This is a genomic window from Maritalea sp. (assembly GCF_051251695.1).
Classification (GTDB): Bacteria; Pseudomonadota; Alphaproteobacteria; order Rhizobiales; family Devosiaceae; genus Maritalea.
In genome coordinates this window covers 52,337-70,466 of the sequence record NZ_JBPOEU010000005.1, presented here as the reverse complement: position 1 = coordinate 70,466, position 18,130 = coordinate 52,337, and the positions used below count along the sequence as shown (strand labels likewise).

The following is an 18,130-nucleotide window of genomic DNA, read 5'->3' as shown; positions in this document are numbered from 1 at the left end:
TCATATTGCGAAATTACCCCTATTTCAGCCTTGCCCTAGCCGTATTTGCTTGTATAGCTGTGCCCGAAAACGTAATTTTGAGACATTCTGGCGCACCGACGTCATTTTAACGTCAGTATGGGGACGACGAAGCAATGGGCTTTATCAACGAACTTTTGGGCAATGTAGACAATAATGTTTGGGTTCTAGCGGGTGGTTTAGCGATAACTGTCGTTGCTATTATCCTGGTGGTTTGGCTACTCAAATTCGCGTTCAACGCCAGCCGAAACGGCTTGGGTGGACGCATCAAACGACTAGGTGTCGTCAGTACTGCAGCCGTGGACAACAAACGCCAATTGGTGATTATTCGTCGAGACAATAAAGAACATTTGATCATGATTGGCGGCCCAACCGACGTCGTGATCGAAACGGGCATCAACCCGGACGAAACCGTTTCGCAAAAAGTGCCCAATAAACGCGCGGTATCAACTGGCGAAGTTACCACCGCTCCAAAGAAGCAAACGCGTGTTGAACCTGTTCCAGCGCAAGCCGCCCCAAAAAGCCCTCAGCCCGTAACAGCGAGCCAACCTAGCCAAGAGCGGCAACAACCAATGCCGCGCCCAACGCCACGGATTGTGCCATCGCCCGAGCCTAAAAACGTTGTACTCGACCCCGAAACAAACGTTACGGCGATTGAAAAACTACGTGAACTCGGCAAATCCACACCAGAATCAACTGTTTCAACTTTGCGATATCCGGGCATTTTGCGACCGGTTACCCGCCATAAAGGCGTGGATAGAAATGAGTTGGACGAAATTAATACCGACCAAGCCAACGACTCAGATAAATTGACTGTTCAAGAAGCACCCAAAATTGATGTGGTGCAAGGAGCAGACAGTGGCAAGGATGACACCAAAGACGCGCCTAAAAAACGCGGTGGTAAGCCAGCCAAAGGCGAATAGTCAACGCATTGACGTTGCCTATGTCTGCGCAACACTAAAAAGCTGTTTTAAGCTATCTGTTGTCTGTTTTGGTGTTCTGCTTGTCGGATCATTATTGGCATACCCTGCTTTTGCGCAGGATATTTCGGTTGATTTCAACGATCAGAACACGCTGACAGAACGTGCCGTCCAGCTTATCGGCCTTATAACGGTTCTCTCGCTTGCCCCTTCCATCCTTGTGATGGTGACCTCGTTTACGCGTATCGTGGTGGTGCTTTCGCTGCTGAGAACGGCGATTGGATTGCAAACTGCGCCACCAAACTCGGTGATGATCTCGCTGGCGCTCTTTCTCACAGCCTTCGTTATGGCACCCACTTTGCAACAGTCATATGATGACGGTATTGAGCCCGTCATTAGTGGCCAATTGCAAATTGAAGAAGCATTCCCCCTCGCCGCTGCGCCAGTTCATGAGTTTATGCGCCAGCATGTGCGCGATAAGGACGTACAACTGTTCCTAGACCTCACCGAGGGCGAAATCCCTCAAAATCCTGAGGACTTGGAACTCACAATTCTTGTGCCAGCTTTCATGATATCTGAATTGCGCCGCGCATTCGAAATCGGCTTTTTGCTCTTCGTGCCGTTTATCGTTATCGATATGGTTGTCGCCTCGGTGCTCATGTCCATGGGTATGATGATGCTGCCACCGATTGTGATTTCGCTGCCGTTTAAACTGATCTTTTTCGTGCTGGTGGACGGATGGCATCTGGTCGCCGGATCACTGATCAGAAGTTTCGGCTAAAGCACGTCGGGCTGTGGTGCCAATGCGCCTGTTTCGACGTACTGGGTTTTATAAGCGTTCAAGAACGAATTGAGCGAGTCGATGTCTGCGATCTGACGCGCTAGCTTTTTAAACTCAGTGGTGCCGTACGCGGTTTTTCCTGTCACAAACTCAAATATCGGCCATTCAGGCGTTTCTGACATCCGACCAGAATATTTTGCCCGCAACCTCGTCAAGCCGATCTCATCGCTCGCAAGAGTGTAGGCGACAGCAGCTTTGACCAAGTGATTTCGCACGCCCGTGGATAGAGTGCCTTCCGGTAATCCGTCGGAATAAACACGTTCCAGCATTTCCCCGGCTTCCCGATACCGACGGCCAGCCCAATGCGCATCAACTTCAAGCAAGTTCGCATCGCGGCCTTCCAATCCCCGTAAAATATCAACTGCTAATTCATCACGTCCGGCATCAATCAACGCCCTGGCTTCCAAGATACGTCTCTGCCGCTCAAGCGTTGGCACCAAATTGGCCAGCCGCGTCTTGTAAAGCGTTTTAAGAGCCAAGTCTGGGCGATGGTCCGCAATCTGAATAATCGCTAAGTCGGCTGAAATTTTTGCACGCGCGACCCCTTCCAAACGATTGTCGATCTGGTATTCCAGCAATCCTGCAGCCTGCTCCAACAAATCAACCTTGACCAAGCGACGTGCAAGATTTCGGATCATCTCGTCGCCTTTCGCGCCAACCGGTGCCAACTGGCGGAAGTCATAAAACAACGCCAATGCAGCAATAGGGTCCAATCGATCCGCTTCACCGTTCAAATAAAGGTTTGCAAAAACCTGTGTCGCTTCTTCATAAAGCGCGGTTTCGTCCGGCGTGTCCTGGTATTCAGCAGCCATGAGCAACAGGGTTTCAAACCCACCACGATAGTCGCTCGTACGGAATTGGAATTGGCCCAGCATATGCTGAATTTTCGCAGACAACCTGCCGCCACGCCAAATCAAAGACTGATTTTCCAGCGTTTGTTTCGCCTTCTCAACATCAATACGCTTGGTCTTGTCCAAAATGAGCAATGTACGATAAACGGCTTCAGCATGGGTCGGACGAACATCGGCTGTCATCACCCCACCGTACGTATCCAGCGCCTCTTCATAGCGCTCTTCAATCTCGTCAATCCGCCCACTAAGCAAATCAAATAGGCTTAGGTCCTCTTTGCTCAGGCTTGCAAAATCAATGCCACCCAAATAGCGCACAGCGAGACTGGCATCGTTTTCCTCAATTGCAGCGCGAGCCGCCGAGAAAAAGAACTCATTTTGCACCCATCTCGGATAGTCTGTAACCGCATCCTCGGACTTCAATGCACTCACCCGTGCAACATCATACTCACCCCGTTGAACGCGGGCAATTGTTTGCCAAATAAGTGAATCGGTTGAATCTGCAACGCTGTCGTCTAGCAATTGCTCCAGCCCATCATCCGGGCGATGCGCCAACACGCTCGCCGCACCATTCGCAATTTTAGTACGTTCCAGCAATGCAGGTCGCTTGGTGCTTTCCAACATGAAACCCGTTACACCCAGCGCTTCGTGGGCTAGACCCTCAGACAGATAAAACCGAGCCAATTCAAGCCGCGCAACCTCAAGACTTGGTCCTTCCAACTCCGCAGCGCGATTTGAAATTTCTTCAAACTTTTCTCTATATTGCTGAGGGTTATGCACATCAAAACCAACAAGATCCAAATAACCAATTCGGTTTTCCGTTGGTTGGTTGCTACCGTTGCCTCGGTTTTCATAACCGAGCGAAAGCTGCAACTTATCCTTCGCATCGATAACAATCCGGTTTTCTTCAATGCTAACAAATAGCTCATCGTGATAGGGCTTTAGAACGAACCCGTGAACCGCTTTTAGCGCTTTAAAATCCACATATTCCAAGTCGCGAACAAGAGCTCGTGACGGGGGATAAGCCGTAACCACATGCAGCAAATCGCCAACATTGGGGTCTCGAATTTGGTGAACGCGACCTGGCCGCTCAATATCTGCGACAATCCGCACCCGTCCCGCCGGTGTGGTTTTTTGCGATAAGGTCATCGGTTCAGTTGGCGCAATCAAAATATCGCCCAATGACAATACCCAAGACCGCCCCTCAGAGCCCAATGTCGCTAACCGCTCAGCATTCATATTCAAGCGTACAACTTGCGTGTCACCAGCGCTATCAACTTCAACAGCATCAGCAATGCCCCCCAACATCGCCATATCCGCAGGTTGCGAAATTTTGACATGAGTATCAAAGACCATCCAAACCGCGCCACCACGCTTATAAACGGCTGCGGGGGTATCTTGTTCAAACGGGAAAATCAGTCGTACGGTTCCACCGATACGATTGATAAATGGCGTAATTTCATTTTGCCGTGATTTGGAAGGACCACGTTCCAACAAGCTATCCTGCACGACCTCGGCAGAAGCTTCTTTGGGCTCTTCAATTGCCAATTCCAAATCTTTAGGAATGAGCCCATCCACCAGATCCGTCAGCGGAACGCTTATATCTTCGTTGTTGGAAAAATCTAAATCCAACGTATATCGACGTTTTTCTTCGTTGAAAAATCGAGGGTCAACTTCTTCAGCCAGTGCAAAATTCAATATCAAACCATCATCAGAAATGATTTTTGAAATACCGGTAATTTCTGGCGGCAGATCAGATTCGAATTCGTATAGATCTATGTCAATCGGCCATTCAAACTTCACACTCGCCGTGCGGTCTTCAACGCTATACTCAGCCTCAGTCGGCATTGACCAGTCAAAAACCAGACGCGAAAATGTTGGATGACGACCAAGCCGTATGTCCAATGTGGGTTTTGATTCTCTAGCAATTTTTGCTTTACGCCGCCGCTCAGCCATCAGCGATGCTTGCTCAGCACGCAATGCCAGCTCTTTTACCACTTCTTCGGGTAAAGCTGGGTCCAACCCCGTCCAATTTGGCGGGATAAGGTCCAAAAACAGCCGCTCGCCAGCTTCTATTTTGTTAATTCTGAAGTCGCGCTTCAACCCAAACCGTATCCCTTTCCTGTCAGGATCAAGCCTTGCAACTGCGATATAGTCGCCCAAAAACTCTGTAACATCAGGAAGTTGGGTTTCAATCGGTGCAGAAAACTCAAGCGCCATAACACCAGCCGTTATTGTGACGGTGTATGAGGGTAAATTAAGCCGATCTTCAAAGCGAACAATCAGGCGACCAAACCCCGTCTGACCTTGAGCAATCAGTTCAACACGTTCAGAACGCTGTTGCGCGAAGCCAGGTGTAGCCAAGACAATGCAAAGCACCACCAGCCCCAAGAAGCCGATGATGCTGCGTAGATCAGAATTTCTTCGCGCATTTCTCTTGATCATAAACCACATTGGGTCCCGATATTCCACAATGTCTAAACTACCGTGGTTGGCTTAACGGCGCCTTACCAAATCGGTAAGCTATTGCCCCACGATTTGTGGCAATTGCTCGCCCGCATTGCCAACAGAGGTTTGACTAAATTCAGACAGGTTTGGATTTGCAAGATTGAGCGTAAGCGCCTCGGCTTTTTCGGCTTCCATTGCCGCCATAACAGGCGCAAATTTCCTCGGATTCATCATCTGCACCATGCGCACCAATACCCGCATATCAAGCCGGTTGAAAATCCGCGCTGAATCTTTGGGCTTCATGCTTTCATAAGTGGCCACAAGCGATTTGAATTGATCGGCTTCTTGGCCCTCTTTTTGTTCAACTAAAGCCGAAATTCGGGATTCAATTTCCTGCAATTCTTTCGCTCTTGTTTCCAACCGAAGTTCAGCCGCTCGGATAATGGCTTCTTGAACCGCCAATTGCTCTTCGCGAATATCAAGCTGTTTGCGTCGCTCGCTTAACCGTTCCAAAAACTCAAGCTCGGTGTTCGAAACGCCGGTTCTCTCGCTCAGCTTTTCAATTCGACCTTCTTTGTTGATCGTAATGGGTTCGCCGTCTTTCGGGCGGTTAGGATTTAGAGCCGCATCTGTTGCGCCCATAACGGCATCATCCCCCTCCGCCATCTCTTCAACGGGTTCGGGCTCCATTTCCACCTCACCGGCACCAACTTCGTCTGCAAGTGCATTTTCAGTCTCTTGCGCCAGAGCGGCCCGATTCCCAAGGATATATAAATCGCCGGAAACAAGTCCAAAAAGCTTAAAGAGCAGCAGCGCCGACGCTGCCACCATGACGATGGGTAGAAGACGAACAGAATTCACGCAGCTTCTCCATCACGTCGCGATATCTGATCCAATTGATCAAGAGCGGCTCTCGCTTTAATTGGTCGTGCCGCAGGTTCCGGCGATGCTTTGCGCGCAGTTTGCGCGATCATTGCAAGCTTGTGCATAACGGATTGACCAGCATTTACGTGATGGGCCAACTCAATCGAAAAGCTTTCCGCTTCGCTTAGCCGCGTATGGATCATACCATCGCATTCAATAGCGGTTTGCCGTAGCTGTGTAATCGCGCCATTTGCCTGATCGGTTGCCCGAACAAGGTCAGTAATCATTGTCTGCAAAGCCGTACGGTCTGCCCGTAACCGTTTCAGACGGATATTCAAGATGTAGCAATATCCAACGGTAACGACCAACAGGATCGCAACAGCCGCCTCAACCAGTAAACCCAATGTAAAACTGCTCATGCCTGTGATCTTTCTTGTTCGTCCATAGCTTCAAATACGCTCATTGTTACTTTTGGTGGATTGAGTGGGCGCGTTACGCGCACCGATACATTTTTACCAATATGCCCCATCACCCCCTCGGTCATGATGACATCACCACACTTTAGGGAAACAGGGTCATTTGGCGTCCGCTCAAACATCAATGTGTCACCCACCTTGAGGCTAAGCATTTCGGACAAGGGCAATTCCCATTCATGCAAAACAGCCTCGATATCCGTTTCTGCCGCAAAAATTTCGGATGCAAGGTGCCCTTCCCAAATCGGATCACGGCCGAACTTCTCGCCCATGAACATTTGCAGCAATTGTTCGCGGATCGGTTCGATGGTCGCATAGGGCAACAAAATTTCGACTTTACCACCGCGGTCATCCATATCGATGCGCAGTTCGATCAAAATCGCAGCATTCGCAGGGCGCGCAATCGCGGCAAAGCGCGGATTGGTTTCCATCCTTTCCACGGAGAAACTAACAGGCGTCAAAGGCTCAAACGCCTTGTGCATGTCCTCTAGAATCAATTCGATCATCCGGTTGGTCAACGACATCTCGATCGTGGTATAGGGACGCCCCTCCACCCGAATTGTGTTTGTGCCACGACGACCACCGAGCAACACATCAATCATTGAATAAATCAGGTTACTCTCAACCGTCATCAGCCCAAAATTGTCCCATTCCTCGGCCTTAATCACCGTCAAAATGGCCGGTAGCGGAATGGAATTCAAATAGTCGCCAAATCGAACCGAAGTGATACTGTCTAAAGACACTTCAACATTATCAGACGTAAAATTGCGCAAGGTTGTGGTCGTCAAACGCACGAGGCGGTCGAACACAATCTCCAACATGGGCAGACGTTCATAGGACACCAGTGCCGAGTTGATCAGCGCCTGAACGCCTGTTAACTCGCCTAGTCCTAGATCAGCACTATCAAAGCCAAGCAGGTTATCAATTTCGTCTTGGTTCAGAATACGATCAGCGGCGGCGCTGTCATCACTGTCGTCGCCGCCTTCAATCATCGCAGCCCACTCAGCAGCAGCGGTCTCGCCATCATCAACGGCTTCTATCGTATCTGCAGTTTTGTCGTCGTCGCCGATGCCGAACTCTTTTAGGAGGTCGTCTGTCTCACTGCCTGACATATTGATAAACCCTCCCTATTGAACCAGAATTTCTTTGAAAACGATGCTTTCCACCTGTGTGGGGAAAAGGGACAGATTTACCCGTCGTCGCAATTCTTCTTTAAGGCGGTAAATACCTGCCGAACCATCCAAGTCCGCTTTGCGCAATTCACGCAAATAGACCTGAAACGTATCCAAAACCCGCGGCATTAGGGCTTCCACATTTGGCACCATCGCCTCATCGGCCAACTCCAACGCCACCACGACCTTCAAAAACAGGTCTTTTGACTCGCCTTTGGAGTTCAAATTCACCGTGATCGTGGGCAGATCATAAAAGAAGGTCTGGCGCACTTGCTGTGTTTGCTCTGACGCAGTCTCATCACCACCACCTGAAAACAATAAAAAATAGGCTGCAGCGCCACCACCAAGCAGCAAAACAACGGCGGCTCCAATGATAACCATCATTGGCGGGCCCTTCTTCTTGCCCTCGTCGCCGTCTTCTCCATCAATGTCTAGGGCTGTATCGTCTGCCATATTCTCACTCTGTAGGTGCTGCGCAGTTTGCACAAAGTCATCACTATGATCCACGTAACGATGAGAAGGTTAACGAAGCGTTACCGTTTGCCAACTAGCAGGCAATATTTGCCGGGTCATTTTTACCCTACAGAACACGAATGCATGACCGAAATTCAAACAATTTGAAATAAAGTTATATAAATCAATAAGTTAATAGTTGGCACGATCCTCGCATTATACAATGCAGACGAAAAGCTTGGGGAAGTTGCTCGTTGAACAAAATTGGGGAGATCGTGCAATATGGAAAATGCACAGCTCATAGGCTTATCAAGACAAATTGCGCTACAGCGGCAGCTGGATGTCGTCGCCAACAATATGGCGAACATCAATACCACTGGGTTCAAGAATGTTGATATTCTATTTGAAGAATACATCATGCCGACAGCACGGCATAACGACTTTAAAGCCATGGACCAACAGCTATCCTACACACAGGACTGGGCGACCATTGGCGACTTTTCTGCTGGCTCCATTGAACTAACAGGCAACGAACTGGACATGGCAATCCAGGGTCAAGGTTTCTTTACTGTTCAAACGCCAGACGGTGATCGATACACACGCAACGGCGCTTTTCAATTGAACCAGCGCGGCGAATTGGTCACCGCAGAAGGATTTCCAGTTCTTGCAGATGGCGGATTTTTGACCTTTGGCCCTGAAGAAACGGGCATCACCATTTCAAAGGACGGACGTGTTTCATCATCAGCTGGCGCCAAGGGCGTCATGCGGATTGCGGAATTTGAAAACACCCAAGATTTGGAACGTGTTGGCGACACTATGTTTGCTGGCGAGAACCCGATTTTCGATAATCCGTCCAGCCTCGTCCACATGGCCATCGAACGCTCAAACGTTTCCGGTGTTTCAGAAATGACTGAAATGATCCGCGTAACCCGCGCTTACACCTCAATGGCCAGTCTTCAACAAAAACAAGACGAATTGCGCCGCACGGCCATTAAACGTCTTGGCGATCTAAACGCTTAACGCACTGTCCCCCGCGAAAGGAACATAAAATGAAAGCTTTATATACCGCATCAACCGGGATGGCCGCTCAAGAGCGTAATGTTGAGGTTATCTCAAACAACATCGCCAACATGCGAACCACCGGCTACAAACGCCAGCGCGCCGATTTTCAAGATTTGCTTTATCAAGTCTATCGCCGCTCCGGCTCACAAACATCAGAAGCAGGAACGCAGCTACCAACCGGCGTTGAAATCGGTTCCGGTGTTAAAACGGGTGCAACCCCCCGTATTATGAGCCAAGGCAGCGTCGCCCCAACGGAAAAAGAATTAGACCTTGCCATTCGAGGCGAAGGGTTCTTTTCCATCTCACTACCCGACGGCCGCACAGGTTATACCCGCGACGGCTCGTTCGAGCGTGATTCACAGGGCCAGTTGGTCACGATTGAGGGCTACCAAGTGCAGCCAGGGATCACAATTCCAGCAACTGCCCGGTCGGTCTCTATTTCCGCAGATGGTGTTGTAGAGGCCTATCTTGACCAAGAATCAAGCCCCACAGCCATAGGCCAAATCCAACTCTCTCGGTTCGTGAATAAAGCGGGCTTGGAAGGTATTGGTGACAACCTTTATGTCGAAACTGCAGGCAGTGGCGCAGCACAAACTGGCGTTGCAAATGCGGATGGCTTCGGCAACTTGCTACAGGGCCACCTTGAGTTGGCAAACGTGAATGCCGTAACCGAAATTGCTGATTTGATCGCTGCCCAGCGGGCTTATGAAATGAATGCCCGCGTTATTTCTGGTGCCGATGAAATGCTTCAAGCAACAGCGCAACTCCGTTAGGGATTTGATTAAAATGATCAATCAATGCAAAGCGCTTTTCACTGGTCTTGTTTTTGCGGCCCTTAGCTCCACCATTGTAGTTGCAGCTCCGGTCCTCAAACCATCAATTATGGTGAACACGAAAATCGTCACGATCGGTGACATGTTTGAAGATGCGGGTCGTTTAGCTGAAACAGGTTTATTTATGAGCCCAGCACCGGGCACAGTTGGCGCTGTTCCTATAGCTTCCATTAAACTGGCAGCCCAGCGCGCCGGCTTGGAGAACTTTGACACGAAAGGCATTTCCCATGTTCGTGTTGAACGATCTGGTATGCCGATTAATATCGAGTTTTTGAGCGATCTGTTTGGCCAAGAAATCAACATACTCGGTTTGCTTGGCGAGGACCAAGAAGTTGTATTTTCGCCCTATCGTGGTTTGGAGCCAGTGTTCGCCGATCCGTCTGTTGCAACACCGATCACTCTATTGGACTTTGACTACCAGCCCCAAACAGGCGTTGTTTCGGCTCGATTGGCATTGGCAGGCCATCAACAACCGCTCAACATTAACGGCAAAATTGAAATTTCAGCCCCTGCGGCGCATTTACGCCGAACAATGGCCCGGGGCGAAATCGTCGACATCAACGACATCGAGTTCTTGTCGGTGCCAGTTCGCTTCTCTCAAGCGCAAGGCGACCTTCAACTTTCTGAACTGTTGGGAAAAAGTCTTACACGCTCAGTACGAGGCGGCAGCTTAATCCGTCGCAGCGACCTTTCAGAACCCGTATTGATCCAGCGCAACGACATGGTGACAATCCTTTATCGTCACGGTTCTCTTCGACTTACCGTAAAGGGCCAAGCGCTGAATTCAGCTACAGAAAACCAAGTTATTTCCGTCCTCAATCTCATGTCAAAAAAGACAGTTCAGGGCATCGCAACCGGCGCTGGAACAGTCGTTATCTCAAACGATCCAACCCACATCGCAAGCCGGTAAGTTAGGAGCCTTAAAATGAAAATGTTCAAAATCATCACCCTTATTGCATTAGCTGCTGGTCTATCTGCCTGTACAACGGCAAACCGTTTAGCCAATATTGGCAAAGCACCAGCCCTAACTTCAATCGAAAACCCTAGAGCGCAAGCAGGCTACAAACCAGTTAGCATGCCAATGCCAGAGCCAGAACGTGTTGCATATTCGCCGAACTCACTGTTCATTTCCGGCACACGCGGCTTTTTCAAAGACCAACGCGCCAGCAAAGTCGGTGACATCCTAACCGTGCGCGTTACAATTTCGGACAAAGCACAGTTTTCCAACAAGTCTGCCCGTTCACGTTCAAGTTCGAACGATGCAGGTGCAAGTGGTGTTGTCGGCTCTTTGTTCGGTGGCTTGGCGCCAGGGGTTAATCCATCTGCAGCAATCGGTCTGAAATCTGGCGTGACAGACAGCGGCAACGGATCAGTTGATCGGTCTGAAAATCTTGAAACACAAGTTGCAGCGGTCGTTATTCAAGTTCTGCCAAATGGCAACCTTGTGATCGAAGGCCGACAAGAAGTGCGCGTGAACTTTGAAGTGCGCGACCTGATTGTAGCGGGCATAGTTCGGCCAGAAGATATCGGCGCCGCGAACACCATACCTTCCACTAAGATTGCCCAAGCGCGCATTTCCTACGGCGGACGCGGTCAGATCACCGATGTTCAGCAACCGCGCTATGGCCAACAATTCATGGAAGCCATTCTACCGTTCTAACCAACAAAAGGGTCTAGACCCTAAGATTGCCAATCGATTTCCCCAATTTGTCGATTGGCTCTCCCCAGAAGGGCACGGCTTTCCCCAATTTGCCGTGCCCTTCTCTATTTTTAAGCATTTGATCTTGCTGCTATTTGGAAAAGTTAAAAATCAACACGCCACCAACAATCGCCACACCGCCAATAAGCAGCGACAGGCTTATCTCTTCTCCCAGAACCAGAATACCAAGGCTGGAGCCAACAAAAGCAATGATGGGTCCGATTTGGCTGAGATAAACTGCACCGGCAATTTTCTGCAATAAGAAATAAAACGCAAATCCCACCGCAAATATCAGAATTTGCAGCACCAACGACTGTGTCATCGCAATACTTGGATTGACCGCAATCGGCGCGCCCAGAAACACGACGATAAGAACAGCAAACAAACCTGCAAAGATCAACATAAGTGGGGCCAATGCATAGGGTGAAGCCCCTTTCGGCCACGCCCAAGATCGATAAATGTTCCCCAGCGCTAAAAAGACCGGCCCTAACATCGCGACCAACACCCAAAATGGCGACGGTCCTGCACCTGTCAGTTTACCTACGCTGAGGGCCAACGCACCAACAAGCGCTATGACGACGCCGCCTGCGCGAGAAATCGCGAACCGCTCAGTTCGAATGATTACGCTGAAAATATACGTTAAGACCGCCGAAAACGCAGTGACCAACGCAACAAACCCAGCCCCCACATGCACAACAGCCAAAAAGAAAAATATGTTGGGCAAGGCAAACATAAGACCGCTAACCAATGAATAGGCGAGCACAGGCCGCGTAAAATCCATACGCACCCCAAACAACCGCAATCCAGCCATCATCAACAAACCACCAGCTGTTGCTGAAAGGGCTAGGAAGGTGATGGGATGCCAGCCTGCCAATATAGCGACCTTGCCATTAACAGTAGTGCCGCCAAAAAAACTTCCCACAATCACCAATAAGGTGAAAGGAAGCAAAGGCTTAAAATCAAAACTGCGATTTGAAATGTCATCAACATTTGCCGACGCACCACCAACCGCACCATGCTTGATACTTTCCTTGGTGGCCGCCAACGTGATATGGCCGGTCATAATATTCTCCAAATATCTTATTGGATTATATCTTTATATAAAGTATCTTAATGTCAAGATAAATTGAGGGATTATGGACCGCGCTCAACTCGCCGCCGAACAATGGCAAAAAGAATGGCCTGAAATCAACAACTTACCTATGCTCACCTTGGGGCGACTAACGGAATTGTCAGGTCGCATTATGCAAGACGAAATTGAACCATTGTTCAGTCAACACGGCCTTCACCCGGGCGAATTCGATGTTTTAGCCACATTGCGACGCTCAGGTGCGCCCTACGCCCTCACCCCAACCCAACTCTATGAAGCAACGATGGTATCCTCGGGCGGTATGACCAATCGGCTCGACCGACTTGAACGGTCCGGCTTCGTGGAACGCCAAAAAAACCCCAATGATAGACGCGGCACCCTGGTCGCTCTAACGAAAAGCGGGTTTGAGAAAATGAGCGAGCTTGTCCCCATTCATGTGGCAAATGAAGAACGCATTCTTTCGTCCCTAACCACAGCTGAAATCGAACAGCTAAATGCGCTCACCGCAAAACTGCTTGATGGTCTTGGCCGTGTTAGTCTTGGCCTTAATGGTCTTGGCAAATGATATAACTATTTCAGAATATGCCGTTTTTGGGAAAGTTCCGCCAACAGCGGATCAATATGGGAAGAAAACTCATCTTTTCGAGCCAACTTGATCTGCTGCAACACCTGCATCGCATGTTCTGCCGTAAATCTTTCGAAATAACGTCCTGCGTCTAACCCGTCAGCCCACACATTTGACAATCGCCGGTTGATATATTCCTCAACCATATATTGTTGCTGCTGTATAGATTTCGCAAATGTGCCCAAATTCCAAGCCATCTTGAGGGCATACAGATCAACCCCTGCTTTACGCGTACCGGTTAGGCCAAACTGCTGGGTATATTGTCGGCTTTTTGCTTCAAATTTTTGCGGCGCATAATCATATGTCACATCCTGCCAACCAAGGCCGCGCAACGTCGCAACAAGCCCACTTGGGGTAACACGTTCTTGAAACTCAAGCCCAAATCTGTTGGAATCTGCCAGTACTTTTAAAACGAGATCAGAGCAAGAAAGCCACTCTTTAATCTGCTTGGCGTTGCTGTCACGCGGGCCTCGGCCTACGCCCAAAAACCGCCGTAAGCCGTATTTCGACTCGATATACCGCCACGCTTTCATCATTGATTCAGCACCAAACGCCGTTTCTGGAGCACTAAGACCAGGCGCGCGCAGCACCAGAAAATCACGATATCTATTGTGGCTGTTGTAACAAAGGTCGATCACCGGCACGAACCGAACACCACCTGGATGCACCATGTCGGTGTAATAGCCCTTTACCGCACGCGGATAAGCTTCAATGGCGGTCAGTTCAGACCCAACAAGCGCACAATGCGTGAATTTTTGCGGTGAAGCAAAAGCATCAAGGTCAAAGAGATGTTGAACCGCAACATTGACCCCGGACTTAACCCCATATGAACGATAAAAAACCACGTCATAGGGTTGAGAAACAGGCCAAAGTCGCTCTTTCTCAACCTCCCTAAGTGCAGGAAGTTCATATTGTTCTTTATGCATAATTACTGGACCAACCAAGGCTGCAAAGCCTTTCCAAACGCAAATACTGTAGCCCAGTATGCGCCAGAACACATTCAATTTGCAACAAATTGCAAAAAGATTGCTTAATCAGCCAAAACAGCGATGGTCTTAACGATCAGTCGTCGCGGTAAACTTTTTCTCGGCGTTCGTGCTTTTCTTGCGCTTCAAGGCTCATCGTTGCGATAGGTCTTGCATCCAGACGCGCCAAGCCAATCGGCTCTCCCGTCACTTCGCAATACCCGTAAGATTTATCATCAACGCGAGACAAAGCCGCATCAATTTTCGAAATCAACTTGCGTTGACGATCTCGGGTTCGCAACTCTAGCGCACGATCACTCTCAGAAGATGCACGATCAGCGATGTCCGGATGATTCTGACTTTGCTCTTGCAGCGTTTCAAGCGTCTCTTTGCTTTCGCGCAAAATGTCATTCTTCCAAGCGACGAGTTTTTTACGGAAATAGGCCAGTTGGCGATCATTCATAAACTTCTCGCCATCGGTCGGGCGGTAGGTGTCACCATCCGCGAAACCCGCCTCGTCCAGATCGACTTTACTATCTAAATCCATTGACACGGTAATAACTCCCTCAGTCTCTGCGCGACATATATAGTGTCCAAGCTCACCAACGGCAAGTGAGTTTGTGACACTGCATCTAAGGGGTAATTATTACAGGCAAAAGACAGTAAAAAAACCGTCGATTATATCAGCTAACCATCAGAATTTGTTCAACTTTGCCAATTCCACACGAACGCGCAATTCAATGTCATCAATAATCGCATCAAGTTCAGGATCAGCCTTATTTCGCGCTTTTGTAACTAAATTTAACATATTGTCTAAACGAGATTCGGAAATTTGCCCGACCAAAAGATCTGTTTTCACCTGTTCCAATCCGTCCAATAAGTCATGGCCACGGCGTATGGTTTTCTTCTTCGCAAAAGTGGGATCTTCGACAGATTGCAAAGCGAGCAACGCATCAATACTTCCAACATCAGATGTTGACGCCGACGCGCCAGTTTTTGCAGGGGCTGAGTTGTCGTTCGGTAGAGAAAATGACTCACCCCCCGGGTTTCCGTCAGGCTTCTTCTTTTTGCGTTCAACTTTATTCAAGCGATTTGCATCAGTAATGCGCATGCAAAAACATCTCCAATTTTTGAATTCCGCTGCTTAACAACACGGTAGGCATATTTTGCCATCCCTTTCGTAAAGCATAGCAGGACTCGGCAAATTTTTCCGCAATTTTTATACTCACATCCTTGCCAAAATACACAAAACTTCAAAACCCCATAAAAATCATATACTTACCAAAACTCCACAGCTTGGCACGATTTTCGCATTTATACAGGCAGTATTGATGGCAGCGTGCTGGGGAGCATCGCCATTAATTGGAAACTGGGGAAGTAAATGAGCAAATTGGCAGCATTAAGTATTCGAATAGGTCTTGCAGTCGCACTGGTATTTTGCGCCGCATTTTCTGCGCACGCCGCACGAATTAAAGACATTGTCGATATTGAAGGCGTACGGGAAAACCAACTGGTCGGATATGGCTTGGTTGTTGGCCTCAACGGCACAGGCGACGGGCTCAACAACTCTCCGTTTACTAAGCAAAGCTTGCAAGCAATGCTCGAGCGGATGGGCGTCAATACGCTGGGTTCTTCCATGCGTACAGCGAATGTTGCCGCCGTGATGGTCACGGCCAATCTCCCAGCATTCTCTTCTCAAGGTTCTCGCATAGATATCAACGTCGCCGCACTAGGTGACGCGAAAAGCCTGCAAGGCGGCACATTGTTGGTCACGCCGCTCATGGGCGCGGACGGTGAAGTCTATGCCATCGGCCAAGGTCAAGTCGCCATTAACGGCTTTCAAGCAACTGGAGACTCGGCGACAATTGTTTCTGGTGTGCCCACAACCGGCCGCATATCTTCCGGGGCGATCATCGAGCGCGAAGTCAATTTTGCCTTGGGCAGCCGCAGATCGGTTCGCCTTGCTTTGCGAAACCCCGATTTCACCACATCCCGCCGCATCGCACTTGCCATTAACAACCTCATCGGTATGCCAACCGCGGTTCCATTGGACAATGCAACGGTGGAATTGACGTTACCGCGTGGCTTTAACGGCAACATTGTTGACCTTGTTACCGACATTGAGCAGCTTGTCATCACGCCAGACCAAACCGCTAAAATTGTAATTGACGAAAATTCAGGGATCATTGTAATGGGTCGCGAGGTCCGGGTATCCACTGTTGCGGTCGCACAGAGTAACTTAACGGTAACCATCACATAAACACCCGAAGTTGATCAACCAAACCCACTTTCTCTTGGTGAAACTGTTGTGGTGCCCCGCACCCAAGTCGACGTTGATCAATTGGATAGCAAATTGGCGTTGGTCAGACAGGGCGTCACCCTTCAAGAATTGGTGGATGGACTGAACGCGCTGGGCATATCTCCGCGAGATATGATTTCGATCCTGCAAGCCATTAAAGCCGCTGGCGCTCTGCAAGCTGAAATTGAGGTGATGTAATGCCCTATTCAAAAGTTCACATTCCACTTGAGCGCCCTGCACATATGCCAGAGCGAACATTCGAACGGCTTAAGCAAAAGGCAGTTGAACTTGAGGGTGTATTTCTGAACACCCTGATGTCTCAAATCTCTACATCTGTCGAAACGGACGGCCCATTTGGTGGCGGTCACGCAGAAGAGACTTGGCGCGGTATGATGGCAACAGAACATGCAAACAACATGGCGCAGGCCGGCGGCATAGGCCTTTCAGACAGTATCTTACGCGATTTGATCGCTACGCAAGCAACAACAACAAACTACCAATCAATCCCAGCGGCGGGAGCTTATAAATAATGACCCCACAACAATTACGTGCCCAAGCCTTATCTGCCAGCAAAACATTACCCATGTTCGATGCGCCTGAAAAAATATGCGCTGATGCGGAAATTACGCTACGTGCGCTGGTAGACATCATGAACAACGAAACAACATTGTTGCGTAAAGGCAGTTTGATGGAAGCAGGTGAGCTAGCCGCCGACAAAGCAGAGTTAGCACAAAAATATGTCGGGCTTGCGCGCACGATCCAGTCCAACGTAACCGAGTTAAAAGCCAAAGTGCCGCACCTGCTCAAACCGCTTCAAAATGGACAAGCTGCATTAGCTACTCAAATGGCGGAGAATATGCGTGTTTTGGCCGTCGCCAAATCCTTATCAGAAGACATTGTCAGCAGCGTCGCATCGCAACTTGGACAAACAACACAAACATCAGCATATGGCCAAATCGGCCAGGATCGAACCTCCTCAGAGCCCTCTATGAAGGGCGTTTCTGTTAACACAACGCTTTAACTTGATTTTAATTCTAATTAAATAACGCCGATCAAAATTACTGTCTCTCAAGGTGATTCGTGATATTTGTGAGTTGGATAAAAGCCAACTTACGGAGAAGACCAATGACCCTAAAAATAGAGTCAGCAGCCGGTTTTCAAGGTGGCGCATTTGAAGCCGGAAATGCCAGCTTGAGAAGCGAGCAGTATAGCAGAACCGACGCGGTGGCGGCAAAAGCTGTTGCGGGCAATCAAAAGCTCGCGCCCACCTCGCCGCAAAAAGTTACGTCCGTTTCTGAAAAATCCATAGACCAGTTTCCAAAACTTGTGGGTCCTGAAGCACCCGCAAGTTTGCTGTTTGAAGCCTCCTTGGTTGCCAGCGCTAAAATCAAAGAAAATCAGCAGGCGAACGAAAATGATCAGCCCACTGCTGCCATCTTCCCCCGCATGATCAACAGACGTTGGGTTCCCTCACCTTCTACCATGCGAATGTTAGAGGAGCTTAAATAAAACAATCGGTT

The 18,130-nt window shown here is 49.2% G+C and carries 19 protein-coding genes and 1 pseudogene; 11 read left to right on the top strand and 9 right to left on the bottom strand.

All coding sequences use genetic code 11. The features are described from left to right. Positions 1–134 precede the first annotated feature (134 nt). Positions 135–941 carry a hypothetical protein gene (locus ACSHWX_RS03850; RefSeq protein WP_435666868.1) on the top strand — a complete coding sequence of 269 codons (807 nt, stop codon included), beginning with the start codon at positions 135–137 and terminating at the stop codon, positions 939–941. Next, on the top strand, positions 877–1,719 hold the full coding sequence (fliP, locus tag ACSHWX_RS03845) for a flagellar type III secretion system pore protein FliP (protein WP_435666867.1): 843 nt from the start codon (positions 877–879) through the stop codon (positions 1,717–1,719). The genes ACSHWX_RS03850 and fliP overlap by 65 nt, the downstream gene beginning before the upstream one ends. Here the strand turns inward: fliP and ACSHWX_RS03840 are convergent. The 5 genes from ACSHWX_RS03840 to ACSHWX_RS03820 all read right to left on the bottom strand — a co-directional run bounded on the left by ACSHWX_RS03840 (position 1,716) and on the right by ACSHWX_RS03820 (position 8,037). Further along, a complete protein-coding gene (locus tag ACSHWX_RS03840; RefSeq protein WP_435666866.1) occupies positions 1,716–5,072 on the bottom strand; it encodes a hypothetical protein in 3,357 nt (1,118 codons plus the stop codon). The genes fliP and ACSHWX_RS03840 overlap by 4 nt on opposite strands. 78 nt (positions 5,073–5,150) lie before the next feature. Further along, positions 5,151–5,936 carry a MotE family protein gene (locus ACSHWX_RS03835; protein WP_435666865.1) on the bottom strand — a complete coding sequence of 262 codons (786 nt, stop codon included), beginning with the start codon at positions 5,934–5,936 and terminating at the stop codon, positions 5,151–5,153. Further along, on the bottom strand, positions 5,933–6,358 hold the full coding sequence (locus tag ACSHWX_RS03830) for a DUF6468 domain-containing protein (protein WP_435666864.1): 426 nt from the start codon (positions 6,356–6,358) through the stop codon (positions 5,933–5,935). The genes ACSHWX_RS03835 and ACSHWX_RS03830 overlap by 4 nt, the downstream gene beginning before the upstream one ends. Next, positions 6,355–7,524 carry a flagellar motor switch protein FliM gene (gene fliM, locus ACSHWX_RS03825; RefSeq protein WP_435666863.1) on the bottom strand — a complete coding sequence of 390 codons (1,170 nt, stop codon included), beginning with the start codon at positions 7,522–7,524 and terminating at the stop codon, positions 6,355–6,357. Before fliM ends, ACSHWX_RS03830 begins: the two co-directional genes overlap by 4 nt. Before the next feature lie 15 nt (positions 7,525–7,539). Beyond that, positions 7,540–8,037 carry a flagellar basal body-associated FliL family protein gene (locus ACSHWX_RS03820; RefSeq protein WP_435666862.1) on the bottom strand — a complete coding sequence of 166 codons (498 nt, stop codon included), beginning with the start codon at positions 8,035–8,037 and terminating at the stop codon, positions 7,540–7,542. Positions 8,038–8,319: 282 nt separating this feature from the next. Here ACSHWX_RS03820 and flgF point away from each other — a divergent pair, with 282 nt between their 5' ends. The 4 genes from flgF to flgH are packed head-to-tail and all read left to right on the top strand — an operon-like array spanning position 8,320 to position 11,592. After that, complete coding sequence (flgF, locus tag ACSHWX_RS03815) at positions 8,320–9,057, top strand: flagellar basal-body rod protein FlgF (RefSeq protein WP_435666861.1); 738 nt, start codon at positions 8,320–8,322, stop codon at positions 9,055–9,057. A 29-nt stretch (positions 9,058–9,086) separates the two neighbouring features. Further along, positions 9,087–9,872, top strand: coding sequence for a flagellar basal-body rod protein FlgG (flgG, locus tag ACSHWX_RS03810; protein ID WP_435666860.1), 786 nt, complete (start codon positions 9,087–9,089; stop codon positions 9,870–9,872). A 13-nt stretch (positions 9,873–9,885) separates the two neighbouring features. Further along, positions 9,886–10,842, top strand: a complete 957-nt coding sequence (flgA, locus tag ACSHWX_RS03805; RefSeq protein WP_435666859.1) for a flagellar basal body P-ring formation chaperone FlgA — start codon at positions 9,886–9,888, stop codon at positions 10,840–10,842. A gap of 15 nt (positions 10,843–10,857) precedes the next feature. After that, positions 10,858–11,592, top strand: a complete 735-nt coding sequence (flgH, locus tag ACSHWX_RS03800; RefSeq protein WP_435666858.1) for a flagellar basal body L-ring protein FlgH — start codon at positions 10,858–10,860, stop codon at positions 11,590–11,592. 130 nt (positions 11,593–11,722) lie between these two features. On the opposite strand, the gene ACSHWX_RS03795 is transcribed toward flgH, so the two are convergent. Continuing rightward, the gene (locus tag ACSHWX_RS03795; RefSeq protein WP_435666857.1) at positions 11,723–12,694 is read right to left on the bottom strand and encodes a DMT family transporter; all 972 of its coding nucleotides are present in this window, start codon (positions 12,692–12,694) and stop codon (positions 11,723–11,725) included. Positions 12,695–12,767: 73 nt separating this feature from the next. On the opposite strand from ACSHWX_RS03795, the gene ACSHWX_RS03790 reads away from it, so the two are divergent. Next, positions 12,768–13,286, top strand: coding sequence for a MarR family winged helix-turn-helix transcriptional regulator (locus tag ACSHWX_RS03790; protein ID WP_435666856.1), 519 nt, complete (start codon positions 12,768–12,770; stop codon positions 13,284–13,286). Between the two features lie 5 nt (positions 13,287–13,291). Here ACSHWX_RS03790 and ACSHWX_RS03785 read toward each other — a convergent pair whose 3' ends face one another. The 3 genes from ACSHWX_RS03785 to ACSHWX_RS03775 form a co-directional block, all read right to left on the bottom strand. Continuing rightward, complete coding sequence (locus tag ACSHWX_RS03785) at positions 13,292–14,272, bottom strand: hypothetical protein (protein WP_435666855.1); 981 nt, start codon at positions 14,270–14,272, stop codon at positions 13,292–13,294. A 136-nt stretch (positions 14,273–14,408) separates the two neighbouring features. Continuing rightward, positions 14,409–14,858, bottom strand: coding sequence for an RNA polymerase-binding protein DksA (dksA, locus tag ACSHWX_RS03780; protein WP_435666854.1), 450 nt, complete (start codon positions 14,856–14,858; stop codon positions 14,409–14,411). A gap of 147 nt (positions 14,859–15,005) precedes the next feature. Next, positions 15,006–15,422, bottom strand: a complete 417-nt coding sequence (locus ACSHWX_RS03775; RefSeq protein WP_435666853.1) for a flagellar assembly protein FliX — start codon at positions 15,420–15,422, stop codon at positions 15,006–15,008. A 270-nt stretch (positions 15,423–15,692) separates the two neighbouring features. Here ACSHWX_RS03775 and ACSHWX_RS03770 point away from each other — a divergent pair. From ACSHWX_RS03770 to ACSHWX_RS03755, 4 genes and pseudogenes are all read left to right on the top strand, one after another. Next, positions 15,693–16,808, top strand: a pseudogene (locus ACSHWX_RS03770) (flagellar basal body P-ring protein FlgI). After that, positions 16,808–17,140 carry a rod-binding protein gene (locus ACSHWX_RS03765; protein WP_435666852.1) on the top strand — a complete coding sequence of 111 codons (333 nt, stop codon included), beginning with the start codon at positions 16,808–16,810 and terminating at the stop codon, positions 17,138–17,140. Before ACSHWX_RS03770 ends, ACSHWX_RS03765 begins: the two are co-directional and overlap by 1 nt. After that, positions 17,140–17,631 (top strand): hypothetical protein, encoded by a 492-nt coding sequence (locus ACSHWX_RS03760; protein ID WP_435666851.1) that lies wholly within the window; start codon positions 17,140–17,142, stop codon positions 17,629–17,631. The genes ACSHWX_RS03765 and ACSHWX_RS03760 overlap by 1 nt, the downstream gene beginning before the upstream one ends. Before the next feature lie 104 nt (positions 17,632–17,735). Then, on the top strand, positions 17,736–18,119 hold the full coding sequence (locus tag ACSHWX_RS03755; RefSeq protein WP_435666850.1) for a hypothetical protein: 384 nt from the start codon (positions 17,736–17,738) through the stop codon (positions 18,117–18,119). The last annotated feature ends 11 nt before the right edge of the window (positions 18,120–18,130 follow it).